The sequence below is a fragment of the Tenacibaculum haliotis genome (assembly GCF_025215075.1).
In the GTDB taxonomy this organism is placed as follows: Bacteria; Bacteroidota; Bacteroidia; order Flavobacteriales; family Flavobacteriaceae; genus Polaribacter; species Polaribacter haliotis_B.
Genome location: NZ_JAOBTH010000027.1, coordinates 1 through 24,750, shown reverse-complemented (window position 1 = coordinate 24,750; position 24,750 = coordinate 1). Strand labels below are relative to the sequence as shown.

General features: G+C 31.4%; 20 protein-coding genes. 11 read left to right on the top strand and 9 right to left on the bottom strand.

Annotated elements, in window-relative coordinates; genetic code table 11:
• The first annotated feature begins 160 nt into the window (after window positions 1-160).
• The 8 genes from N2251_RS07750 to N2251_RS07715 all read left to right on the top strand — a co-directional run bounded on the left by N2251_RS07750 (window position 161) and on the right by N2251_RS07715 (window position 9,565).
• A complete protein-coding gene (locus N2251_RS07750) occupies window positions 161-2,344 on the top strand; it encodes a glutamine synthetase III family protein (RefSeq protein WP_260586179.1) in 2,184 nt (727 codons plus the stop codon).
• 407 nt (window positions 2,345-2,751) lie between these two features.
• Window positions 2,752-3,750, top strand: a complete 999-nt coding sequence (locus tag N2251_RS07745; protein WP_260586178.1) for a hypothetical protein — start codon at window positions 2,752-2,754, stop codon at window positions 3,748-3,750.
• 62 nt (window positions 3,751-3,812) lie between these two features.
• Entirely contained in the window at window positions 3,813-4,247 is a 435-nt protein-coding gene (locus N2251_RS07740) for a hypothetical protein (RefSeq protein WP_260586177.1), read from the top strand.
• A gap of 13 nt (window positions 4,248-4,260) precedes the next feature.
• The gene (csgH, locus tag N2251_RS07735; RefSeq protein WP_260586176.1) at window positions 4,261-4,986 is read left to right on the top strand and encodes a curli-like amyloid fiber formation chaperone CsgH; all 726 of its coding nucleotides are present in this window, start codon (window positions 4,261-4,263) and stop codon (window positions 4,984-4,986) included.
• Window positions 4,987-5,005: 19 nt separating this feature from the next.
• The gene (locus N2251_RS07730) at window positions 5,006-5,413 is read left to right on the top strand and encodes a curli assembly protein CsgF (RefSeq protein ID WP_260586175.1); all 408 of its coding nucleotides are present in this window, start codon (window positions 5,006-5,008) and stop codon (window positions 5,411-5,413) included.
• Window positions 5,414-5,420: 7 nt separating this feature from the next.
• Window positions 5,421-6,761 (top strand): CsgG/HfaB family protein, encoded by a 1,341-nt coding sequence (locus tag N2251_RS07725; protein ID WP_260586174.1) that lies wholly within the window; start codon window positions 5,421-5,423, stop codon window positions 6,759-6,761.
• A 12-nt stretch (window positions 6,762-6,773) separates the two neighbouring features.
• The gene (locus N2251_RS07720) at window positions 6,774-8,285 is read left to right on the top strand and encodes a carboxypeptidase regulatory-like domain-containing protein (protein WP_260586173.1); all 1,512 of its coding nucleotides are present in this window, start codon (window positions 6,774-6,776) and stop codon (window positions 8,283-8,285) included.
• Window positions 8,286-8,386: 101 nt separating this feature from the next.
• Window positions 8,387-9,565: an AIR synthase related protein gene (locus N2251_RS07715; RefSeq protein ID WP_260586172.1), complete on the top strand. Its 1,179-nt coding sequence runs from the start codon at window positions 8,387-8,389 to the stop codon at window positions 9,563-9,565.
• A gap of 52 nt (window positions 9,566-9,617) precedes the next feature.
• Here the strand turns inward: N2251_RS07715 and N2251_RS07710 are convergent, their stop codons facing one another.
• Together N2251_RS07710 and N2251_RS07705 are read right to left on the bottom strand one after the other, a co-directional pair.
• Window positions 9,618-10,205 (bottom strand): hypothetical protein, encoded by a 588-nt coding sequence (locus N2251_RS07710; RefSeq protein ID WP_260586171.1) that lies wholly within the window; start codon window positions 10,203-10,205, stop codon window positions 9,618-9,620.
• 56 nt (window positions 10,206-10,261) lie between these two features.
• Complete coding sequence (locus tag N2251_RS07705; protein WP_260586170.1) at window positions 10,262-10,840, bottom strand: hypothetical protein; 579 nt, start codon at window positions 10,838-10,840, stop codon at window positions 10,262-10,264.
• Between the two features lie 159 nt (window positions 10,841-10,999).
• Between N2251_RS07705 and N2251_RS07700 the strand changes: the two genes are divergently transcribed.
• The gene (locus N2251_RS07700; RefSeq protein WP_260586169.1) at window positions 11,000-11,866 is read left to right on the top strand and encodes a winged helix-turn-helix domain-containing protein; all 867 of its coding nucleotides are present in this window, start codon (window positions 11,000-11,002) and stop codon (window positions 11,864-11,866) included.
• A 124-nt stretch (window positions 11,867-11,990) separates the two neighbouring features.
• Here N2251_RS07700 and N2251_RS07695 read toward each other — a convergent pair whose 3' ends face one another.
• The 7 genes from N2251_RS07695 to N2251_RS07665 all read right to left on the bottom strand — a co-directional run bounded on the left by N2251_RS07695 (window position 11,991) and on the right by N2251_RS07665 (window position 17,379).
• Window positions 11,991-12,584, bottom strand: coding sequence for a hypothetical protein (locus N2251_RS07695; RefSeq protein ID WP_260586168.1), 594 nt, complete (start codon window positions 12,582-12,584; stop codon window positions 11,991-11,993).
• A 201-nt stretch (window positions 12,585-12,785) separates the two neighbouring features.
• Window positions 12,786-13,331 carry a DUF3575 domain-containing protein gene (locus tag N2251_RS07690; RefSeq protein WP_260586167.1) on the bottom strand — a complete coding sequence of 182 codons (546 nt, stop codon included), beginning with the start codon at window positions 13,329-13,331 and terminating at the stop codon, window positions 12,786-12,788.
• Window positions 13,332-13,654: 323 nt separating this feature from the next.
• Entirely contained in the window at window positions 13,655-14,248 is a 594-nt protein-coding gene (locus tag N2251_RS07685; protein WP_260586166.1) for an NUDIX domain-containing protein, read from the bottom strand.
• Between the two features lie 251 nt (window positions 14,249-14,499).
• Entirely contained in the window at window positions 14,500-15,498 is a 999-nt protein-coding gene (locus N2251_RS07680; protein ID WP_260586165.1) for an NAD-dependent epimerase/dehydratase family protein, read from the bottom strand.
• Between the two features lie 64 nt (window positions 15,499-15,562).
• Window positions 15,563-16,141, bottom strand: a complete 579-nt coding sequence (locus tag N2251_RS07675) for a Crp/Fnr family transcriptional regulator (protein ID WP_260586164.1) — start codon at window positions 16,139-16,141, stop codon at window positions 15,563-15,565.
• Window positions 16,142-16,281: 140 nt separating this feature from the next.
• Window positions 16,282-16,710: a DUF6265 family protein gene (locus N2251_RS07670; RefSeq protein ID WP_260586163.1), complete on the bottom strand. Its 429-nt coding sequence runs from the start codon at window positions 16,708-16,710 to the stop codon at window positions 16,282-16,284.
• A gap of 12 nt (window positions 16,711-16,722) precedes the next feature.
• On the bottom strand, window positions 16,723-17,379 hold the full coding sequence (locus N2251_RS07665; RefSeq protein WP_260586162.1) for an ATP-binding cassette domain-containing protein: 657 nt from the start codon (window positions 17,377-17,379) through the stop codon (window positions 16,723-16,725).
• A 376-nt stretch (window positions 17,380-17,755) separates the two neighbouring features.
• Here N2251_RS07665 and prfA point away from each other — a divergent pair, with 376 nt between their 5' ends.
• Both prfA and N2251_RS07655 read left to right on the top strand, forming a co-directional pair.
• The gene (prfA, locus tag N2251_RS07660) at window positions 17,756-18,832 is read left to right on the top strand and encodes a peptide chain release factor 1 (protein WP_218771254.1); all 1,077 of its coding nucleotides are present in this window, start codon (window positions 17,756-17,758) and stop codon (window positions 18,830-18,832) included.
• Between the two features lie 344 nt (window positions 18,833-19,176).
• The coding region (locus N2251_RS07655) for a PKD domain-containing protein (RefSeq protein ID WP_260586161.1) at window positions 19,177-24,750 on the top strand (5,574 nt) is incomplete at its 3' end.

Sequence of the window (24,750 nt, the reverse complement as noted above, 5' to 3'; positions counted from 1 at the left end):
ATTAAATTCATTGCAAAAATGAATATTTTATATTTAATATTAAAATTTATAGGGGTTAAAATTTAAAAATTAACTTTAATTTAATCTAACCCCTATTTTATTTAGGGGTGTTGCTTTAAATAAAATGTGTATTTTTGACATTGAATTTATACCTTATATAATGTCAACTTTAAGATTTAACGCTTTAAAAGAAGCTTTACACAGAAAATCAATTTCTATAGAAGAAAAAGGACGTCGTTCTGAATTGTTTGGGGAAAATGTTTTTAATGAACAAGCAATGCGTCAGTATATGACAAAAGATGCGTATAAAAGTGTGATGGATGCAGTTGAATTCGGAAATAAAATTGATCGAAAAATAGCAGATCAAATTGCGGTGAGCATGAAAGACTGGGCGCTATCTAAAGGAGCTACTCATTATACACATTGGTTTCAGCCATTAACTGGTGCAACAGCAGAAAAACACGATGCTTTTTTCGAAACGATTGAGGGTGGTGGAGCAATGGAACGTTTTGATGGCGGACAATTAGTACAGCAAGAACCAGATGCTTCGAGTTTTCCGCATGGCGGAATTAGAAATACATTCGAAGCTCGCGGTTATACTGCTTGGGACCCTACATCGCCAGCCTTTATATATGGTACAACATTATGTATTCCAACGATTTTTGTAGCCTATACCGGTGAGGCACTGGATAATAAAGCACCTTTGTTAAGAGCTTTGCAAGCTGTAGATACGGCGGCAACAGCAGTTTGTAAATATTTCGATAAAAATGTATCAAAAGTAAATGCAACTTTAGGGTGGGAGCAGGAGTATTTTTTAATTGATACCGCTTTGGTATCTGCACGTCCTGATTTAATGATGACTGGAAGAACATTATTAGGGCATTCATCAGCAAAAGGGCAACAATTAGACGATCATTATTTTGGGTCGATTCCTGATAGAGTGATGAGTTTTATGCGTGATCTGGAGCAAGAATGTATGTTGTTAGGAGTTCCTGTAAAAACACGTCATAATGAAGTGGCACCGAATCAGTTTGAGTTAGCGCCAATTTTTGAGGAAGCAAATTTAGCCGTAGATCATAATTCATTATTAATGGATGTGATGGAGAAAGTATCGCAACGTCATCAATTTAAAGTATTATTTCATGAAAAGCCATTTGCAGGAATTAATGGGTCGGGAAAACATAATAATTGGTCATTGGCAACAAATACTGGAGTTAATTTATTGAGCCCCGGGAAAACGCCGATGAAAAATTTACAGTTCTTAGCTTTTTTTGTAAATACGATTAAAGCAGTTCATGATTATGAAGAGTTAATTCGTGCTTCAATGGCAAGCGCAAGTAACGATCATCGTTTAGGAACAAATGAAGCACCACCAGCAATTATTTCTGTATTTATAGGCTCGCAATTATCCGAAGTGTTAGATGAGTTGGAAAATGTAACGAAAGGAAAGTTATCCCCTCAAGAAAAAACAGATTTAAAATTAAATATTGTAGGTAAAATTCCGGAAATATTATTAGATAATACCGATAGAAATAGAACATCTCCTTTTGCTTTTACAGGAAATAAATTCGAATTACGAGCTGTTGGGTCTTGGTCTAATTGTGCAGGTCCTATGACGGTTTTAAATACTATTATAGCTAAGCAATTAAAAGAATTTAAAATAGAAGTTGATAAGTTAATTGATGTTAAAAATCTTAAAAAAGATGAAGCTGTCTTTAACGTATTAAGAGAGTATATTAAAGCATCGAAGAAAATTAGATTTGAAGGAGATGGTTATGCTGCTGAATGGGAGAAGGAAGCTGAAAAAAGAGGATTGAGTAATCATAAAACGACTCCAGAAGCATTGAAGGCAAAGATTTCTGAAAAAACAATTTCGCTTTTTGAAGAAATGAGTGTAATGAATAAAGTGGAAGTTGCAGCCCGCCATGAAATTGAATTAGAAGAGTACTCTAAACGTATTCAAATAGAGAGTAGAGTTTTAGGAGATGTCGCAAGAAATCACGTGATTCCTACTGCAATTCAGTATCAAAATACATTAATAGAAAATGTAAAAGGATTAAAAGAAATCTTCGGGAAAGATTTTGAGCAATACGCAAAAGAACAAATCGATTTGATTAAGAGAATTTCTGGACATATTGCAGAAATAAACTCTAAAATTGAGAAAATGACAGAAGAGCGTAAAAAAGCAAATAAGTTAATAGGACAAGAGAATGCAACTACTTACTGTATTAAAGTAAAACCTTATTTTGAGGAGATTCGTTACCATTGCGATAAGTTAGAATTACTTGTAGATGATAATTTATGGCCTTTAACAAAATACAGAGAATTATTATTTACTAGATAATAAATACTCTTTTTAACAGAAGAAATATCTTTAAAAAAGGGGGTGTTTTCCTCCTTTTTTTATTTTAAAAAAAACAATTAAAAAGAATGTAACTCCCTTTGTTTCTCTTCTTTTTTTGCATTTTACAGATTAATAAATGTTTGTTGATTATAATTATCTTTTTAAATAGAGATGAATAGTTTGTATATTAGCTATGTTTAAACACGCAAACTATATATAGTTTTTATAACTGCCTTTTTTAAGGTTGATGAAAATGAAAAATGACGCTCCTTAGTCATTCATTTTACCCTAGTAATTTTATTTTACCCTGCATTTTAATGGTACTCCAGTTTTATATTTCGTTAAGAGTATAGGTGTAACTGTGTTGTGCTAAAAACTAATTAATCGTATTTTAAAATTATTTTATTATGAAAAAATTATTAATAGTAGCTGCTTTTTTAGCTACAGGAATCGCGTTTTCTCAAACGCAAAATGTTGAAACATATACAGGTAACACTGGTGTAATAGGAAAAACAGTATTCTCAACTGCTCATGCAGAGGAGCGTGTTAATAGTGAGAGGCCTGCATGTGCAGATTGTGAAGTTGAGCAAGCACAAATGCCTAGTAATTTTATTACAATAGGAAAAAATAAAGTAGACATTCAGCAGGTTGGAGATAGTAATGAGGCGAAAGGAACTCAAAACGGAAACAGCAATATGTCTTTAATAAGACAAGATAACTCAAACTTTATTCCTGGAGGGGATGGTAATTTAGCGTCTACTGATCAAGCAGGTTATAGAAACGGAGCGGATATTAAGCAGTTTGGTAATGACAACAAAGCTCGTATTTGGCAAAGAGGTGATGACAACTATGCGAGACAAGATGTAGGTGTTGGTCAGGCAGAAGGGAATGAAACATACGCGTCACAAATAGGAAATGGAAACAAATCATACCAAAAACAACGATATGATAATAACCAAGCTTCTTTGTATCAAACAGGTAACAATAACTCAGTTGTTCAAAAGCAAACGAGTGGACCTAATCAATCTAGTGGTAGTGAAGCTTTTGCTAACCAAGTAGGTGATGATAATGCTGTGGAACAAGATCAAATAGGTAGCCATAATTTTGCTTCGGTTTATCAAACAGGTAATGGAAATAGCTCAAATGAAACTCAAGTAACAACTACCGATGATGCGTCAATTTGTAATATATCTACTGTAAATCAAGTAGGAGATGATAATAAATCATGTGTAGATCAATATTCAAACGAAGGTAATAACTGTAGTTTAGTAAATCAAATAGGTAATAACAACCAATCTAAGGTTAATCAAGATGCTTATGCTAATGGAAACAATGCTTCGTGTGTATTACAAGTAGGTAATATGAATAAAGCACAAGTAGTTCAATCTGGACCAGGTAGTATTTAACAGTTTAAAATGGAGTGAGAATACTATTCTCACTCCATTTTTTTAATTAAAAATATAAAGCGATGAAGTTAATTAAAGGAATTCTTATTGTTTTTGTATTGCTTTTTTCAGTTTTAGTTAAAGCACAAGATGAAAAATTACCAAGTTATTTTTCGAGTGATAAACAATTAAGCACGTTGCAATTATTTGAAAGTGCCACAGGTAGTTTCTCAAATAGACAGCAAGAGGAGGTTAGTACAATTTCGTTAAAACAAATAGGAGATAAAAATGTGGCAAACATCAACGATAAATTTTCTAAAGGAACGCATAAAGTGTATCAAATAGGGGATAAAAATAATTATCAATTTTTAAACTATAGAAATACACAGTCGATGAATTTAGGAGTGCTACAAACAGGAAATTCAAATTTATTAAAAATAAAAGGAACCAATTCGTTGTTTGAAAATTTGAAAATAGCTCAGTTTGGTGGAGCAAAAATGAATATCATTAATTATTAAATAACTGTTTAAAATGAAAAAAAAGCATACATTTTTTTTGATTTTTGGAATTGTTATGATGTTTTATTCTCACGCCCAAGAATTTGATGCGTATAAAATTAAAGGGATAATAAATTTAGCAAGAACAGATGATTTTTTAACGCTAAGAGCTCAGGTTGTAAATGCAGAATCGTTTTTTATAAATGAGTTGAATTATAATTTTGTGGTATTAAAAAAAGGAAGTTCGGGAAATATTTCAAAAAACAATCAATCTGATGATTTTTCATTGAAGCCAAAAGAAGAAAAACAGTTGTCTACAATTAAAGTAAATATTAAAAAAGACGATGAACTAAGGGTTTATTTATTTATAAAACACAAAGGTAAATTAATTAATAGGGATACATTATTTCTCTTACCTAAAGAAAAAGTAAAAACAAAAAAAATAGTAGATGAAGAACAGTTTTTAATTAAAGGAATTGTTATAGATGAAGCAATGACTAAGATTGGTAAAGATTATCATGATCTTTTTTATAAAGAGTATTTAGTTACTGGAAAAAATTATCCATTTATTATAAAAATAGTAGAAAAACCAGCAATGGGTCGTAGTAGTATGTTGTCTGTAGAGGTTGATAGAAAGAAGATTCATGAGTTTTTTGCTAGGCCAGAAGAAGAATATTTAAAGATAAATGTTGTAAGAGCAATGAGGAATTTAAGAGTATATAATCAAAGAAAAAAAAACACCTTTCAAAATAAAATATAACAACTAAAAACTACCCGTTATGAAGCATAAACTACTATTTATTTTAATTCTTATTTCTAGTTTTGTGTATTCGCAAGATTTGGTATATAAACCAATAAGTCCATTTTTTGGAGGAGATGCATTTAATTATCAGCAAATAATAGCATCAGTTACAGCTCAGAATGAATTTACAGAGGAGGAAGATACTCAGAGAGATGTGCCAACTGCTTTAGAAAACTTTACCAATAGTTTAAATAATAGATTACTTAGTTCGCTGTCGCAGAGTTTATTTCAACAGCAGTTAGGTGATACTAATTTAACAGTAGGTACTTATACTTTTGGCGATTTAGTTGTTGAAATAACACCAGGAACAAATGGTTTAAATGTAAGTATACTAAATATTACAAATGGTGAACAAACTCAAATAACAATCCCTGGGGGTAATTAAAATTACTATGAAAAAAAAGATAAGTATTATTTACTTGTTAGCACTTACTATGTTAACGGGGTGCGGAGCCTATTTTAATCAACCATTTACGCAAACAAAAGCTAGGATAGGAGAAAGTACTTCTCCTGAGTTTTTAGCTAAAAGTTTTCTTCCATCAGAAAAAATTGTTGTAGGGGTATATAAATTTAGAGATCAAACAGGGCAGTATAAACCGGTACAAAACGGATCTACGTTTAGTACAGCAATAACACAAGGAGGAACTACTATTTTATTAAAATCGCTGGAGGAATCGGGCTGGTTTAGACCTATTGAAAGAGAAAATATAGGGAATCTTTTAAATGAACGACAAATAATAAGAAATACACGTCAGGAATATGCAAACGGAAAAAAGGTAACAATGCCACCTTTACTTTTTGCAGGAACTATTATAGAAGGAGGCGTTGTTTCATATGATTCAAATATTATAACAGGAGGTTCTGGTTTACGTTATTTCGGTGTTGGTGCGTCAAATCAATATCGACAAGATAGAATTACAGTTTATTTAAGAATAGTATCAACATCTACAGGAGAAATATTAAAGAACGTATATGTTTCGAAAACTATTTTATCACAAGGAATTTCAGCAAATTTATATCGTTATGTAGCTTTAAGAAGGTTGTTAGAGGTTGAAACGGGCGTTACAAAAAATGAACCAGCACAATTAGCCGTAAAAGAAGCGATAGATAAAGCTGTAGATTTATTAATCGTTGAAGGAATTGTTGATGGAGTGTGGCAACCTAAAGGAGGTAAGCCTGCGATAGATTATGTAACAAAAGCTTATGAGAAAGAGAAAATTGAAGCAGATAAAACAAAACTATACGATCGAAAACAAGAAAGCCGAAGAGCTAAGTATGCAGTAGGTGCAGGCGTAGGAGTATCTAGTATAAGAGGAGATTATGCGAATTCAACTTATCAGTTTGGTTTTGATTTTAAGTTCAAATACACATTTGATGATCCTAAATTTAATTTTTGGGGAACTGTGGGACGGTTTGAGTTAGATAATAAAGGAATTTTTCATGAAGCTTTTATAACTTCAGGGCTCAATATTGAATATACTATTTTACCATATGAGAAGTTCACGCCATATATTTATGGAGGTGTTGGTTCAATATCTAGAAAAAATTTAGAGGATACTTTTTTTAAACTCCAAGGAGGTTTGGGAGTTGAGTATTTAATAACAAACAAAGTAGGTATTTTTATAAACGGCGAGTATAATATGCTGTTAAGTGATAATTTAGATAGGCAAATTGTAGGAGAGAAAAACGACTTAGTTTGGCGTTTCGGAGCAGGAATTAATGTATATTTTTAAACGAAAATAAAAATGAAAAAAGTTATAAAAACAATAAGTATACTATTAATTACCATCTTTTTTATTAATTGTGAAGAAGACGGAACAATAGGTTTGGTAGAATTTGGGAATTTAACTGGTAAAGTTGTTAAGAAAGAAGATTTTACACCGTTAGAAAATGTAAAAGTTACTATTTCGCCTAGTAATAATACGGTATTTACTGATACTGATGGTAATTTTAGTTTTGAAGAAATTGAAGTGCAAGAATATTCGATACAGGCAACAAAAGAGGGGCATTTAGATACATTTGAGGGGGCTACAGTGAGTAAAGATGGTGTGGTAAATATTGTTTTAGAAATGGAGATTTCAACAGCTTTAAATAAACCACCAACACAACCAGTATTATTAACACCAGAAGATGGAACTATCGATTTATTAAATGAAGTTGAGTTATCTTGGGAGTCAACAGATCTTGATGAGGATGAATTAACATTCACAATTGAAATTAGAAATGATTTTAATAACGATGTAACTAGAATCACAGATGTAAAAGAGCAAATATATACACTTTCGAATTTAAAATATGGAGCAAAATATTTTTGGAGCATAGAAGTAACGGATGGTATTAATGAAGATGTAATAAGTAGTACTCGCTCTTTTACAATTAAACAAGACCCAGGGAATAGGTATTTTTATGTTAAAAATATAGCAAGTAATAATATAATTTATTCATCGAGTTTTAATGATGATAATGGAATTGTTTCTAGTTCTGTAGCACTAACAAATTCAAATTTAAACTCATGGAGACCTAGAAAAAATAATGTAACCAACTTAATAGCTTTTTTAAGAATAGATAATAACGAAGCACATATATATACGATGAAGACAAATGGTGGCGATATAAAAAAAGTAACATCTACGATTCCTGTAGCAGGTTTTAACTTAAATGAGTTAGATTTTTCATGGTCACCAGATGGTAGTAAACTATTATATCCTTATTTTAATAAATTATATACGATAAATAAAGATGGAAGTGGCTTAGAAGAAATATATGAAACTGCAGATGGTAGCTTAATTTCAGAATGTGATTGGAGTAGCGATGGATTAAAAATAGCTTTAAAAACAAACGATGCAAATGGTTATAACGGATCAATTTTAATGATCAATTTAAACGGGAATATTTTAAATACCGTGATCTCTGGAGTGCAAGGTGCTTTAGGGGGATTAAATTTATCAGCCTCTGGTAATAAATTATTATTTACAAGAGATGCTTCTAATCATCAAGCTACAAATTATAGGCAATTAGACACTAGAATATTTATTTATGATTTTACTGATATGACTTTTACAGATGTTTCTGAAGATGATAAAGATAGTGGAACAAATGATTTGGATCCCAGATTTTCACCAAACGAAGCAGATGTTATTTTTGTAAATACCTCTAACGATGGTGTTTCTCAGCAAAACGTTGTAAAAACTAATTTATCTGGAAATATAGAAAGAGTAACTTTATTTACAAATGCAACAATGCCAGATTGGGAATAATGTATTTTAAATCAATAAAAAAGCGAACGTTAAAAAACGTTCGCTTTTTTATTGATTTAAAATTTAGATAAACTAAATTTGCAGTAACAACAACACAACAAATGAGTCAAGAAATTTCTAAACGCTACGCACAACGCGGAGTATCAGCATCTAAAGAAGATGTGCACAATGCAATTAAAAACATTGATAAAGGATTGTTTCCAAAAGCATTCTGTAAAATTGTACCCGATTATTTAACAAATGATGATAATTATTGTTTGATAATGCACGCCGATGGTGCAGGAACAAAATCATCCTTAGCATATATGTACTGGAAAGAAACAGGAGATATTTCTGTTTGGAAAGGAATTGCACAAGATGCACTAATTATGAATATTGATGATTTATTATGTGTAGGTGCTACAGATAATATTATGTTATCGTCAACAATTGGACGTAATAAAAGTAAGATTCCTGGAGAAGTTTTATCAGCAATTATTAACGGAACAGAAGAATTGATTGATGATTTAAAAAAGTTTGGAGTAACCATTCATTCAACAGGTGGTGAAACTGCCGATGTTGGTGATTTAGTGCGTACAATTATTGTAGATTCTACGGTAACTGCACGTATAAAACGTAGCGATGTTATTGATAATGCAAATATAAAAGCAGGCGATGTAATTGTTGGTTTAGAGTCTTTTGGTCAAGCTAATTACGAAACTGAATATAACGGAGGAATGGGTTCTAACGGATTAACATCTGCGCGTCATGATGTTTTTCATAAATATTTAGCCGATAAATATCCGGAGAGTTTTGATGCTTCGGTACCTTCGGATTTAGTGTATTCAGGAAAAACAAAATTAACAGACAAAGTTGAAGATTCACCTATCGATGCAGGTAAATTGGTATTGTCACCAACAAGAACATATGCACCAATTATTAAAGAAATTTTATCAAAATTTTCTTCGGATGAGGTACACGGAATGATTCATTGTTCTGGTGGAGCACAAACTAAAATTTTACATTTTGTTGATAATTTACATATTGTAAAAGATAATATGTTTCCAATTCCGCCATTGTTTAAATTGATACAAGAGCAATCAAAAACAGACTGGAAAGAAATGTATCAGGTTTTTAACTGTGGTCATAGAATGGAATTGTACGTTTCTCCATCAGTAGCTGAAGATATTATTTCTATTTCAAAATCGTTTAATGTGGATGCTAAAATTATTGGTCGTGTAGAAGATGCTTCTAATAAAAAGTTAACTATAAAAAGTGAATACGGTACTTTTGAGTATTAGTAGATAAAAATAAATTTTTTAAAAAAGCCTCAGAATTTTCTGAGGCTTTTTTTTAGTTACATAAATCTGAGAGCAATTTTATATCGTTCAATGTTGCCCAAGTTTTATGTGTTAAATCTTTCGGTGAAAATTTAAATAATAGTATTGTTTTTTCATTCTTTTTACAATGAAAGTTTTCAATTAAAACATTTAGTGTAATCATTTTTTTAGTTGCAAAACGATCAAATATTTTTACAGATCCTTTATAATAAGTTACAGATTTTTGTTTTTTAATTTTTGATATTACAGCTGATGAATATTTTTCATCCGCTTTAGCGTTCATGTCAATTTTATTCAAGCTATTAAAGTATTTTACTAAATCCATCTCTAATTCTTTAGCAGGGATTTTCCTATTAACATCTATAGACCAAGCATAGGTGTACGACCAAAAGAAATCGTGTTTAGGTTTAATCCAGCCTCTTTTAGGTGGGAATCTAACTTCACCAACTCCTATATAATCCATATGCCTGGCAGGAAAACGAATGACTTCTTGCCCCCAAGTAGAGTCAAGTGCAATTAAATTAAATTCATCCTTTTGCGAAAATATAGTTGTAGCACTAAATAATAGTAAAGCAATAAGTGTTATAATCTTATTATTCATTGTGTTAGTTTTTTATTGAATATAATATCTGTTTTTATATGTTTCATATGTCTAGATTAACAACCAAATAGTTCAATTCTCATTTTACTATTTTCATATTTTATAATAAAAGGAATTTTCTCTAAAGTACATTTTGGTTCAATAGTAAATTGAATATACCCTTTTACTTGAAAACTCTCGTTATTAGTTCGTTTTATTTTTTGATGATACACCGTGTTTTCTCGTACCCAATTAACAGTTCCGTTTACAAAAGGATGTTCATCATATTCTTCTGTAGAAAGAGGAATTTCAATAAGCTTGTCTAATAAACTAAATTTATCAGTAGTGTCAAAAACTACTTTAAACTTCCCTTTAAATTTACGTTTAGCATTCGGAGATATGAAATGAGCATTGTTAAATAATTCCATTGAGATTGATAGGTCATATTCATTATTTTGTAATTTTTTTGAAGCTAATTTTAATTTGTAAGGCTCAGTATTTTTTCTTTTTAGACTATCAAAATAGTTTAAAGAAGTTTGTGTAGTTGTATATTGACTTGCTATATTGTTGACGGCAGTTAAATTTGTATCCTTAATATTTTGTTTCTTACAGCTTATGGTAAAAATAAGGCAGTAACATATTATTACATTTTTCATTTTATAGAGATTTAAGAGTTATTATTGAATTGAAATTCATCTATTATTTTAGGAGCATGATAAAATTAAGGTTAGCAACTCCAAAGAGTGTCAAAAAAATGTAAAAGAAGTGTCAACTGTTGTAAAAAGTCATAAAAATGTAGGTTATTTACGGTAATTATGAGCAGAAATAAAATTTATATATACAGTGTTTTAGTACTCCTTCTTTTTTTAAGTTGGATATTTTCTCCGTCGAATAAAAAGAATGAAGACTTTTCGGAAAGGGTAAAAGTTTCTTTGCGTGATGTAGGTAATCAATTATTACTTTCTAATAAAGACGCTACCTCTTTAGTGTTTCCAGTAACTAAGTTTGATGATTTTACATATAAAATATCGTTTCAAAATCAGCTTTCTTTTGAACCTAGTAATTTAGTTGCTATAGTAGATAGTAGTTTTAAAAAAGCAGAATTATCTAATTATTATAGAGTAGAAGTTTTGCAATGTTCAGATAATGAAGTAGCGTATAGCTTTGAAATAAAAAATAAAATAGAAAAGGATATTGTTCCTTGTAAGGGAAGAATTTTACCAAAGAGTTGTTACATTATAAAGTTAAAATTTACAAATAGAACAATAGTACCTTTTAATAAAAACCTCTTTTTAATTGTTTTTGTTTTGCTTTTAGTTGTTTTTTTATTCGATTATAAACTCTCTAAGAAAAAAATAAAAGAACTACCTACGGATGATAAAAATGAAGCAACTAAAATAGGAATTTTTCAATTTTATCCAGAGCAAAATAAATTAGTGAAACAAGCAACAGAGATAAATCTTTCTAAAAAAGAATGTGAATTATTAGCAATTTTTGTTGCAAACCCAAATCAAATTATAAAACGAGATGAGCTAACAAAAAAGGTTTGGGAAGATAACGGTGTTTTTGTAGGTAGAAGTTTAGATACTTATATTTCTAAACTGCGTAAAAAACTAAAAGAAGACAGTTCTGTAAAATTAACCAACATACATGGTGTTGGTTATAAATTAGAGTTAAACTAACGGTTTTATAGTTTAATTATCAGGAAAAACAGTTAATCCAAGTATTGTAAACATCATTCTAATCACAACTAATGAACTAATGTTGTTCCTTTATTTTTTTTCATTATTTTACTGTAAAATATTTTTATTTCAGCGTTGTAAGTAAAATTCCTTCATGAGCATCATCCCACTCTTCCTCATAGTTTGAACTATAATATATGGGAATTGGTTGTTTTATTTCCCATTCTATCAATTTTTCTAATGAAAGATATTCTTTTAAGCAGATCCTCAATAATTTATCAATATCATCCAGTAGATCTTCAATTAAGTAATGTCCATTTTCACCAGCTTCATTCAAAGCCTCAGAGCAACCAATTTGCGCTAAACAATCCACCGTAATATCTGCTACATCATCATAATTCTTTTCGCTCTCAAATTTATATAAAGTAAGCCATCCTTCATATCGGCTAATTCGTATACTAAAGGATATGATTTTTTCAGTATTCTGAACCTTTTTTGGAAATAACTCAGAAACTAAAAGCTTTCCTAATGTATTATCTGCAATACTTTGAATGAAACTTTCAAGTTGAGCTAATAATTTTTCCTCTTTTATTATTTCTCCTAGTTCTTCATTTTCATATTTAAGAAAAACCTTTGTTATTTTATCATATATCGTAATGATTTGAAGTTTAGAGTTTTCTGTTAAACTTGAGGTGTTAATTATTTTTTTAATGTCCATTTTGATTGATTTTATTAATAATGTACAACTTGTTATATGAAGAATAGAGGTTCTTTTATCGTGTTTGTATATGGTTTGTTGCGTGGTTTAAGGAACTAATTTAGTAAATAATTACTAACCAAGAAAGTCCTCGCGGACTTTCGTAAGTAGGCAAGAAGCCGGTAATAAATTATATACGGTGTTTTAAAACTTTTTTTTAGACTAAAATCGGTAACCTATATTTATTGCATGACGATTAATAATATTATGGTCTGTTTTATCATCATTAAATAAATTTCTTCCCATTCCAAATATAGCCTCAAAAGTAATTCCGTTTTTGGTAGTCCATTTATATCCAAGACTTAAACCAAGTGATAAATCAACTACATCAGGACCTTCATTTAAGGTTAAATTTCCATTTAGATCAGTTAATTGTTTTCCATCAACAGAGCCTATTGTCGCAAATCCTTCAGTAAAAAAACCTGAAGTATATTTCTTGCCAAAGTATCTTCTATAAAAAGGAGATATTAGAAAATTTGTATCCTCATCGTACTTTTTACTAAAAGTATATAATCCAGTTATTCCTAAGGATGATTTTCTATTTAAACTCCTTTCATAAGTCACTTCAAAAAGTCCCAAAGCTGTAAAATAAGCGTTAAGTTTTATTTCATTTTTCCTTTCTAATTGATTTCCTTTAATTTCGTTTCCAGTTTGTGCATTAGTATTAAAAATAGAAAATAAGATTGTAATTATTAAAATTTTTTTCATAAAATAGATTATTAAATAGTTCAATACAAACCTATCATATTTCAATAATACAAATGTTAAGTTTAATAAAAAAACACGTTAATTAAAGCATAAAAAATAGTGTATTTTATTCCAATAATATATATAAGTTTCAGCTAACTTATTCTAGCGAATTTAAGATTCCGTTCACAAATGTTTTACAACTTCTTATATGAAGAATAGAGGTTCTTTTATCGTGTTTGTATATGGTTTTTTGCGTAGTTTAGGTAACTAATTTAGTAAGTAGGCGAGAACAGCAATAAATTATATAGGTGTTGCCATTTCGTTGTTTTTTTAGGTTCAGGTTATTCGACTAAATTCAGTTTCAGTTTTTCAACAAACCGATGCATATGTGGGTCAAATCTAGATATTGGCATTGATAATATTTTATTAAAATCTAACCAATGATAATCTTCAAACTCTTTCTTAAATTCACTCGTTTCATTATTTATATCCTTAGTTGAATCTCCTTTAAACAAAAACCATAATGAAACATCAGTATGCTTTTCGCTTATGCCAACTGTTTGTGTCACGGTAGCGAAAAATGGTATTGCTTTATTTTTTAAAATTGGTTCTAATGATAATTCCAATTCCTCATAGAGCTCCCTTTTAGCAGTTTCAAATGGCATTTCGTTTATATCTATATGACCTCCGCTTGGAAGCATTAATAATGCTTTTTTGTGGTCTAAAAGCAATATTTTTTGTTTTTCTAAATCAATTACAACTGAATAACTGACAAGGTGTTTTGGAGGTATTGCATCTTTTTTTATTCTAAAAATATTCACTCCACTTGAAATCCATTCAATAATGTCTTTTATGTGTTCCTCCTCTAATTTATCGTAGGGTATGATTGATTTTACAATATTTAATATATCACTTTTGATTAATTCATTTTCCATAAATAAAGTCAATGGCTTTTTTTTAATTTAGAGTATTGGATTCAATGTTGTAACGGTTTGTATAATAATAGTAAGAGATTAAAAGATACTTACTTTTCAGTTGATACTTAGCCAAATTTACAATTTTAGTTTTAATTTATTTTTTAAAATCTTACAAATTGTAAATTTGGCGGGCTTTGTTGAAAAGCACTCTGTTTTAGTTTGACACTTAACTCCTTATTATTTTTATACGTTGTTACCTGCTGGATTTTTTACATTATGGCTTTATTTTCATTCAAAAACTTTAAAGCATTTTTAATCGCAATTTTAGGTTCAGTTGGTTTATAGCCTAATTCTGTTTCAGATTTACTTATATCCATATCTTGATGTAAGTTAAAATACATCCTAACTTGATTTTTCTGTAGCATTGGCTCTTTTCCATTAAACCTTGACATAATTTCAAAGTAAAAAGCACTTAAATCTAACATCCATTTGGGCATTTTAAATGGAGTCTTTATTTGTTGTTCAGGAAATAACTCTTGAGCAAGGTGAATTATTTCTGTTAAACCAATTGCTTTGGAAGTTCCTAATCCATAACGTTCTCCATTTCTACCATTTAGAGCTGCCAAGTAACATCCTTCAGCAACATCCTTAACATTAACCCAATTAATATAAAATTGACTATCTGCAAATATTTCTTTGTTTAACACCATTCGTAACATATTGTGGGAAGGTGTTAATTTTGTGCAATTCTCTCCAATCATAGCAGATGGGCAAACACTTATCATTTTTATATTATGCTTTTGGGCTATTTTCCAAGCTAATTTTTCACTATCAATTTTTGACCTGTAGTATATATTCTCTTTCTCATCATTGAAAGTATTGGGATTCATTGGTATAGTTTCTCTGCCAATTGCAGCAATAGAACTCACATAAATTATTTTTTTGATATTCATTTCAGCTGCAGCTTCCATAATGTTTTTAGTAGCTAACATATTGGCTTCATAAATATCCTTTTCAGAATTTTTTGTCCATAATTTGAATACAGCTGCTACTTGGTATAATATATCTATTCCCTCTAACACTTTAAGCAATGATGCTTTATCGGTTAAGTCTGCATAGGTTGGTGTAAAATCTAAACCTCGGAAAGGTTCTTTGTTATTTATGTTTCTTACTGTGCCTTTTACATTAATTCCTTTTGAAAGTAAGTTTCTCAAAAGATTGTTCCCTAAATGTCCATTGACACCTGTTATAAGTGATGTTTCTTGCATTTCTATATTGTTTAAATTAGACAACAAAGAAACTTAGTCCAAAATACATAAAAGATAACAATTGTTAGGAAATGATAGTTTGACTTCTTAAACGACTTAAAGATTCGGGTTTTATACCCAAATATGACGCGATATAAATTATTGGAACATTTTGAATAATATTTGGCTTTTCAGATATTAATTTTTGATAACGTTCATTTGCCTTAAGTTTTGAAAAGCCTCTTATTCTTTCCTCTTTTTTTAAAATGTCATTTTTCAAGAATTTCATTCCAAGCTGAAACCACTGTGGGTTTTCGGTACATAATTTTTCAAATGTTTTTTCAGATATTATACATACCAGACAGTCACCAATACATTGACTGTTTTCAAATGTTTTTTCATTTTTTAATAGACTGTACATAGAGCATACTAACTCTCCGTTCTCCAATATTTCAGTTGTTATTTCTTCCCCTTGTTCAGAAATGTGAAATGTTCTAACATAACCTTCTAGAATTAGAAAGAAATCTGATGATTTTGTATTTTCTTGTATTAAGAAATCTTTTTTCTTGTACTTTTTTATTACAAAATATTTCTCAAGTAATTCATCATCGTTAGAGTCAAAATTAAAGTAGTCTAGTAAATATGTTTTTAATTGGTTCGTCATTTTTAGCTTGCTGGCAACTCGCTATATAAGAACAAAAGGTTCTTTTAACTCGAAAATAGAGTATTATATAATAAGTCGAGTTGTTAGGTGTTGCAATTTTGTTTAAATATATAAAAAATGTTTCTAGTGGAGGTGTTTGTTTATTCAGTTCTATCAAAAACAAAATCTACAGAAAACTCCTCATTAGATATTTTACATTTTAATTGCTGTTTGTCTAAAAAATAATAAATCTTCTTAGGGAACTCATTTTCTTTGTTTTCACAGACAAAAGAAGTGTCTGTTTGTTGGGTAAACTTAAATAAAGTAGGTTTTTCGTTTACGTCTTCAACTTTTAAATGCAACGTGTCTTTAACAGTTACGATACTCATTATTTCTTTAAAAATAGTATCCGAATTTTTTAGCGTAAAACCGATAGCTGTTAAATCTTTATTCCAAAAATCGAAGGTGCTTTTACCCGGTTTTTCATTTACACGTTCCCATTTACCAACGAGCCAATTTGGTTGCGTTTTTTGTGCTGTTTTACAAGAGAATAATGCAATTGCAAAGAATAAAAGGAAGTAGTTTTTCATGAGTTTAGGTTTTTATAAGGCGTTTATATAGTTGTATTGAATCAATTCTTCGGGAGATTTTAATAACCTGTTCCAGCCATCTTTTAGTAAATATAAGGTGTTAGAAATATCTAAAATATCTTTATATAAATGATCGGTAATAATAATTATTTTGTGCTGTTTTTCAACTTGTAGCACTTCTTTTAGTTTTTTAATATAAAGCGGCGCTAAATGAGAAAAAGGTTCATCAAACAATATAATTTTCGCATCAGATTTTAAGATGATGTACGTTTCTATCAGTCTTTTTTCTCCTCCAGAAAACTCCGAAAAATAATGATGTTTTTGTGATTCAAAATGAGGGAAATCAATTAAAAAATCATCAAAAGAGGCATTAAAAAAAGTAAATCCATTTTTTAAAGAAATATTTTCAGGAATAATATGAAATTGGGGTAAGTATTTTATGTATCCTTTTTTATATAAAGCTGTTAAAATAGGTTTGTTATCAATTCTAAGTAATTTTGTTTTTGGTTTTAATTCGCCAAATATTATTCTTAATAAAGATGTTTTTCCTGACCCGTTACTTCCCAATATTCCTGTAATTTTTCCTTTTTCAGCTTTAAAATAAATAGCCTTTAAAATTTCGGTAGCGCCAAAATTTAGTTCGATATTATCAATTTCTAAACAATCCATTTTAGGCAAGTATTTAGTGTTGTGGAAATAATTAGGTTGATAATAAAAACAAAAGTATATAGGCTTAGTTCTGTAATTCCTAAATTGTAGTAGAAATAGAGTTTTTCTTTTTTTGGATCACTAATAAAATTCTGATAAAACCAAACTAATAAAGAAGCTGTAAATAAGGCAAGTACAGCCAATGGCATCATTCTATATTTTAGCACAACAAAAAGAGTAAGCGCTAAGGGAAGGAAAAACGTAGTTTTATAAAAAAGAAAATAAAGCTGCAATGTTTTCATTATTAATAAATCGGTTTTAAATCAAATATAGTTAATTGAATTTTAAAAATAATTCCGATAAAAAACGTAAATTCGCAAACCAGAAAAGTTAGAAGATGTTAGATAAAATTAGAATTATAAAACAACGTTATGATGAGGTTTCGGATTTAATTATCCAACCAGATATTATAATGGATCAAAAACGTTACGCTAAATTAAGTAAAGAATATAAAGATTTAGGTAAGGTTGTAGAAAAAGGTAATGAGTATAAAAGTCTAACTGATTCAATTGAAGAGGCTAAGGAAATTATTGCAGACGGAAGTGATGCAGAAATGACTGAAATGGCTAAAATGGAAATGGATGAGGCTAAAAAGCGTATTCCGGTTTTAGAAGATGAAATAAAATTCATGTTAATACCTAAAGATCCAGAAGACGCTAAGAATGCAGTAGTTGAACTTAGAGCTGGTGCAGGTGGTGATGAGGCAAGTATTTTTGCAGGTGAATTGTTTAGAATGTATACTAAATACTGTGAAGGTAGAGGTTGGAAAGTGAGTACAGTAGATTATTCTGAAGGAACCAATGGTGGATTTAAAGAAATTCAGTTTGAAGTTTCTGGAGATGATGTTTACGGAACTTTAAAGTTTGAGGCAGGTGTGCACCGTGTACAACGTGTACCGCAAACAGAAACACAAGGTCGTGTGCATACATCGGCAGCTACTTGTATGGTTTTTCCGGAAGCAGAAGAATTTGATGTAGAGATAAACCCAAAAGAAGTACGTATCGATTTTTTCTGTTCTTCAGGTCCAGGAGGTCAGTCGGTAAACACTACGTATTCGGCAGTACGATTAACGCACATTCCTACTGGTTTAGTAGCGCAATGTCAAGATCAGAAATCGCAACATAAAAATAAAGAAAAAGCTTTTAAAGTATTACGTTCTCGTTTATACGAAATGGAATTGGCTAAGAAAAATGCCGAAGATGCTTTAAAAAGAGGTACCATGGTTACATCTGGAGATAGATCTGCTAAGATTAGAACGTATAACTTTCCACAAGGTCGTATGACTGATCACAGAATCGGATTAACATTATATGATTTATCGAATATTATAAATGGTGATATTCAGAAAATTATTGATGAGTTAATGATGGCTGAAAATACCTCTAAACTAAAAGAATTAGGAGAATCTATTTAAGAGTTTCCTGTTTAAATTTTGAATAAATAAAAAAAGCAACCAAATTTGGTTGCTTTTTTTTATATATCTATAAAATATAGGTTTAGTAGTTGTAGATATAAATAGATAATTATTTTATGTGACATTATAAATAAATAAGTGTCTTATTTATAATAGCGCTTTTAATTTTTGGGTTTTTAACATTAGCGTAAACATTAATGTTAAAAATATTTATTACTTTTAAAAAAAAGAAATTAAACTATCCAAGTTTTTTACTAAAAATAGAACGGTGTTCATAAACGTGTATTGTTCAAAAATTGTTGTTTAATTCAAAATCATCTTTAGCTTATTGTAAATTAACGTATATGAAACAAAAATATTTTAAATTTAGTTTAATACTTTTTCTATTTATTTTTCAATTTAAAATTTATGCACAAGCAACCAATCCTAACTGTGGGGTTAATGCAGGAGCAAGTGCTTCTTTTTGTGAAGGGGTTGAATTACAGTTAGATGGTTCAGGTGATGCAAATGTAAATACATCAACAATATCGTGGTCTCAGGTTTCTGGGCCAACCGTTGGTATAAGTGATCCATCAATTTACAAGCCTATAATAACAGGGGCAACAGGTGGTAATTCATACGTATTTAGGCTAATGGTTCTATGTAGTAATGGTTTGCCAACTTCACAAGATGTTACTATTACTGTAACAAATGCTCCAACAACTGATGCGGGTTCTGATATAACAGGTTGTCCAGGAGGATACTTTTTATCTGGTACAGCACCACCAGCTGGCTTTACAGGTGAATGGTCGGTTTTAGGAGGTAATGGAGCAGGAGTGTCTTTTGCAGATGCTACGTCAAATACATCTGGTATTACATTTCCAACAGGTTCAGCAGGTACTTCTATTGTTGAGTGGAGGCTTACCGACGGAAATCCAGCGACTTGTGACGGTGTTTCAAGAATTAATGTAACAAACTTAGGGGGAGATTCTCCTGTTACTGCAGGTTCAGATGAGACACTTAGTGCATGTTACGATGTTAATACAAGTTATAATTTACAAGGTTCTTTTGCAGGTAATACACCTTCTGGTCAACCAGCAGGTATTTGGGAGTTAGTCAGTGGACCTAGTAACCCTAGTTTTAGTAACTCAACCAATAATAACGCTAGTGTTAGTCCATTAGTACCAGGAGTCTATACATTTAGATGGACAGTAAGCGGGGCTTGTGTTTCAGGTACAGATACAGTTGAAATTACAGTTCCTGCCCCAGCAGGTAGTGTTACAAATGCAGGTTCTTTAATAAATGACCGTAACATACGTATATGTAATAATCCTTCTAACCCAACAACACAATACACATTAGCTGCAAACCCGCCTGAAAAACCAGGAGAAACAGTTATGTGGGAGATTATTACAAACCCAGGGCCAGGTTTTGGTACAGCTACTTTTAATAGTGATGGTGTTACCCAACAAGATATTGTATCAGGAGTTGTAACGCCTACAGTGTATGGTTTAGACGTTAATGCAGGGGGAGATAACGCTGTTTATAGGCTACGATATACTGTAACAAGTGGTACAAGCACAGCCTGTACAAGTTCTGGTGATGTTCAAATTAAATTTATTAAAAACCCTTTGTCAGTAACTTTAACAGATAACGGTTCTCCTTCAGAATGTATTTTTGCAACATTAAATGGTTCAGGTGAAGCGGATATTATATTTGGTGTAACCAAAGAAACAGGTCCAACTATAAATACACCTACACGTTATCAAGTAATAAGCGGTCCAATTACTACCGGGGTAATCAATATAGGTAATGCTAATAGTTTTACAAGAACATTCACTCAAATAGGTACTTATGTTATTAGAGCAACAAGAGAACCAAGAGGAAATACAGATATAGGTTGTACTGTGGCTTCAGATGATATTATAGTTAAAATATCAGGTTTAGCTGTAAATGCAAATGCAGGAACAGATATTTATGTATGTGTACCAACAACTCAGACAACATTAACGGGTAATACTCCTTCTCAAGGAGTAGGAACTTGGTCGCAAGTAAGTGGTCCAAATACAGCAATAATTACAAATGAAAACGATCCTTCAACTTCTGTTACAGGTTTGGTAGGAGGAGTTTATTACTTCAGATGGGTCATTTCATCTGGACCTAATGGAGTTTTAAATGAAAGTAATTCAGATGAAGTTAAAGTAGCAGTTTCAATAAGTAACCCATCATACTCAGGAAACTTTGCAGGAGCAGATGCTACAGTTTGTTTAGGGAATTATCAACTAGATGGAACTAATGTTTTTGAAAATGAATTAGCAACATGGAGTGTTTCTCCATTAGGACCAACAATAGTTTCTTTAAATGACCCAAAAACACTGGTAACAGGTTTACAAGCAAATACAGTGTATACATTTACGTATACCATAACGAATCAATGTGGTACTGCAACAGATGATGTTGTAATAACTGTTAACAATAATACAGGTCCTAGTTTAGCAAGTGCAGGAAATGATATTTGTGTAACAGGTAACACAACATCTTTAAATGGCTCAACGATTACGAGTGGTAGTGGTGAATGGACAAAAGAAAGTGGTCCTGCTGGTGGTGATATTACTACACTAAGTGATCCTAATACTACAGTAACAAGTTTACAAGAAGGAAATTATGTGTTTAAATGGACTGCTTCAGGAGGTGTTACGTGTCCTAATAATACTACTTCAGATGAAGTAACAGTTTCCGTTACTCCAGCTTCACCTTATTCAGCAGGAGCAGATCAAGATGTTTGTGGGTCAGGATCTATTACAATGACTGCTGCTACACCAGTTAGTCAGGGTACATGGGTGCAAACTTACGGTGGTGCTGGTTGGACTGTAGATAATATTAATAGCTCAACAGCAATATTTTCTAATTTAGCTGATGGTTTATACGAGTTTGAATGGAGGGTTTTTACCGCAAGTTGTACAACAAATGATAGAGTAGTTTTTACCATTGCAAATCAACCTACAGTAGCAAATGCAGGTTCAGATTTTACAATATGTGATAGCAATAGTGGTAATTTAAACGCATTATTTTCGCCACAAGTAGGTAAAGGTTCTTGGCAATTTATATCTGGACCCAATTCCCCATCTATAACAGACGCGAATAATCCTAGTACAGGAATTAGTGGTTTAGTTACTGGTGATTATTTGTTTAGTTGGGTAACTTCACCAAAAGAACCTAGTAGAGATCCATCATGTAATACTACTTTAACTACATCTGATGATGTTACGGTAACCGTAGTGGCTCCAGCAGATGCTGGATCAGATCAAAACTTATGTAGTGTTACAGAAGTAGTATTAGAAGGTACAACAGGTTCTGAGGGTACATGGTCTTTAAATTCAAGTACAGGAGGACCTGCGCCAACAATTACAGCTGTTAGTGATAATATAGCTACAGCTACTATTACACCAGGGGAAGATTATGTGTTTACATATACATTAAACGCACCAGGAGGTGGTTGTTCGCCAGCATCATTGTCAGATACAATGAATGTAACAAATCAAGAACCACCAGCAGCGATTGCTGGACCTGATATTAATATTTGTGGAGCAGCACCAGGTACAGCGACTATGGATGCTACTGCTGCAACAGGTGGTACATGGTCTTTTTTATCTTCATTAAGCACATCTGGTGTACCAACACCAGCTTTTACACCATCAGATCCTAAATCACCAGTAAGTGGTTTAACAGCACCGGGAGTTTATTATTTTAGATGGACAACAAGTAATGGAGTATCAGGCTCTTCATGTAGAAAAATAGACGACATAGCAATTACAATTTATGAGCAGCCAACAGCCGATGCAGGATCAGCGTCAATAAATGTTTGTACAGATAATCCACAATTAAGCGCTATACCACCTTTAGTTGGTATAGGTACATGGAGTGTTAATTCTTCACCAGATTTTACCGTTAGTTTTGATAGTCCAAGTAGCCCAACTACATCGTTAACATTAACGGGAGCTGTGCCAGGTGAAACTGCCATTTTAACCTGGACAGTATCTAATGGCCCAATATGTGTGCCAGATACAGATGATGTAACTATAACAATTGTAGGCCCAACAACAGCTATAATATCATCAATAAATGGAACAGATAGTTGTCAAGGTTATAGTAATGGGTCGGTTTCAGCTTCAGCTTCAGGTGGCATAGCTCCTTTAGTATATGATTTAATATATGCAACTAGCTCTGGGGGGAGTTTTGTTAATGCTTCTCAATCCGATGGTGATTTAGATGGAAGTTATACTGGATTACAACCTGGGTTTTATAAAGTGGTAGTAACTGATGCAGAAAATTGTGGAAATACAACTTCTACAGAAGTAGAGGTTCAAGAAGTTCCTGTACCAGAATTACCAACAACAATAAGCAATATAACTTATTGTCAATATAGTCCAGCACCTCAGTTAACAGCTACAGGTTCAGGCACAATTGTTTGGTATGATTCTAATGCAACAACGATGTTATCATCAGCACCTATACCAAATACATCAACAGTTGGTAGTAAAACATATTACGTTAGTAATTCAAATGGAATATGTGAAAGTGCAAAAGTACCTGTTACAGTTATAATAGAGCAATGTGCTAATTTAAGTTTAGTTAAAAGTGTAGATAATTCAACTCCAAATGTTGGAAGTATAGTAACTTTTAAAATAACTTTAATAAATTCAGGTCCAAGTATAGGTACAAATGTAAGTGTTGCAGATGTTTTACCTGTGGGGTATAGTAATATTACTAACATTAGTAATGCAGGAACGCTAACAGGAAATACTATTACATGGAGTGGTTTAACCGTTCAGGTAGGGAATTCTAATGGAACTCAACTAACATACCAGGCAACCATTAATGCATCAACAGGAGCTGTAGATGAATATAAAAATATTGCACAAATAACAGCGGCAGATGGTGAGGACTCTAATAGTAATCCGAATAATGATGATGGTGATCAAAGTGAAGATGATGAAGATAATCAGGTAATTACATTACAATCAGCAGATTTAAGTATAACAAAAGCTTTAATGACTGGTTCAAGCGTAACTCCTAATGTTGGAGATGTATTAACGTTTGAATTAACAGTAAGTAATGCAGCAGCGCCAGCAAGTAGTGGTTCTGCAACAGGAGTAACAGTTGAGGATATATTACCAAGTGGATATACATTAGGAACCATTTTAAATGGAGGATCAATAGGTAGTACACCAAATACAATTATTTGGTCAAATTTAAATATTCCAATAAATGATAATATTAAAGTTCGTTATACAGCAACCGTAAATGCACCAACTGGTGCTGCAAACGAATATAGGAATTCAGCAAGTATAATAGCAAGTGATCAATTTGACCCAGACAGTGATCCATCAACAGATAATACAGTTGATGACAAAGGAGATGGAATCAAGGACGATGACGAAATTACATTTACAGTAATTCCACAAAGCGCAGACTTATCATTAGCGAAAGTATCAAGTGTATCGAATCCAAATGTAGGCGATGTTATTACGTATACAGTTACAGTTACAAACGACGGAACGAGTGATGCCACAGGAGTAAGTGTTGTAGATACAGTTCCGAATGGTTTAGTAATTGTAAGTTCAGGAACAGCTACACAAATAGGAAATGTATTAAGTTGGAGTGGCTTGAATGTATCAGCAACAGCAGGAAGTAATACGTTAGATTTAAGCTATACAGCAAGAGTATTAGCGCCAGGATCAGGAATCAGCCATATTAATATCGCAGAGATTACGGCAAGTGATCAGTTTGATCCAAATAGTACACCAGATAATGATGATGGCGATCAGAGTGAAGATGATGAAGTAGCTTCAGTCATTACACCACAAACTGCAGATTTAAGTTTATTAAAAAGTGTAAGTAATACAAATCCAAATGTAGGCGATGTAGTAACTTTTACA

What these genes read in the sequence shown, in the direction of transcription:
- csgH (WP_260586176.1), top strand. Translation starts at nt 4,261, where the DNA reads ATGAAAAAAAAGCATACATTTTTTTTGATTTTTGGAATTGTTATGATG.
- N2251_RS07740 (WP_260586177.1), top strand. Translation starts at nt 3,813, where the DNA reads ATGAAGTTAATTAAAGGAATTCTTATTGTTTTTGTATTGCTTTTTTCA.
- N2251_RS07710 (WP_260586171.1), bottom strand. Translation starts at nt 10,205, where the DNA reads ATGAATAATAAGATTATAACACTTATTGCTTTACTATTATTTAGTGCT.
- N2251_RS07690 (WP_260586167.1), bottom strand. Translation starts at nt 13,331, where the DNA reads ATGAAAAAAATTTTAATAATTACAATCTTATTTTCTATTTTTAATACT.
- N2251_RS07685 (WP_260586166.1), bottom strand. Translation starts at nt 14,248, where the DNA reads ATGGAAAATGAATTAATCAAAAGTGATATATTAAATATTGTAAAATCA.
- N2251_RS07725 (WP_260586174.1), top strand. Translation starts at nt 5,421, where the DNA reads ATGAAAAAAAAGATAAGTATTATTTACTTGTTAGCACTTACTATGTTA.
- N2251_RS07730 (WP_260586175.1), top strand. Translation starts at nt 5,006, where the DNA reads ATGAAGCATAAACTACTATTTATTTTAATTCTTATTTCTAGTTTTGTG.
- N2251_RS07720 (WP_260586173.1), top strand. Translation starts at nt 6,774, where the DNA reads ATGAAAAAAGTTATAAAAACAATAAGTATACTATTAATTACCATCTTT.
- N2251_RS07680 (WP_260586165.1), bottom strand. Translation starts at nt 15,498, where the DNA reads ATGCAAGAAACATCACTTATAACAGGTGTCAATGGACATTTAGGGAAC.
- N2251_RS07670 (WP_260586163.1), bottom strand. Translation starts at nt 16,710, where the DNA reads ATGAAAAACTACTTCCTTTTATTCTTTGCAATTGCATTATTCTCTTGT.
- N2251_RS07700 (WP_260586169.1), top strand. Translation starts at nt 11,000, where the DNA reads ATGAGCAGAAATAAAATTTATATATACAGTGTTTTAGTACTCCTTCTT.
- N2251_RS07750 (WP_260586179.1), top strand. Translation starts at nt 161, where the DNA reads ATGTCAACTTTAAGATTTAACGCTTTAAAAGAAGCTTTACACAGAAAA.
- N2251_RS07715 (WP_260586172.1), top strand. Translation starts at nt 8,387, where the DNA reads ATGAGTCAAGAAATTTCTAAACGCTACGCACAACGCGGAGTATCAGCA.
- N2251_RS07705 (WP_260586170.1), bottom strand. Translation starts at nt 10,840, where the DNA reads ATGAAAAATGTAATAATATGTTACTGCCTTATTTTTACCATAAGCTGT.
- N2251_RS07745 (WP_260586178.1), top strand. Translation starts at nt 2,752, where the DNA reads ATGAAAAAATTATTAATAGTAGCTGCTTTTTTAGCTACAGGAATCGCG.
- prfA (WP_218771254.1), top strand. Translation starts at nt 17,756, where the DNA reads ATGTTAGATAAAATTAGAATTATAAAACAACGTTATGATGAGGTTTCG.
- N2251_RS07665 (WP_260586162.1), bottom strand. Translation starts at nt 17,379, where the DNA reads ATGGATTGTTTAGAAATTGATAATATCGAACTAAATTTTGGCGCTACC.
- N2251_RS07675 (WP_260586164.1), bottom strand. Translation starts at nt 16,141, where the DNA reads ATGACGAACCAATTAAAAACATATTTACTAGACTACTTTAATTTTGAC.
- N2251_RS07695 (WP_260586168.1), bottom strand. Translation starts at nt 12,584, where the DNA reads ATGGACATTAAAAAAATAATTAACACCTCAAGTTTAACAGAAAACTCT.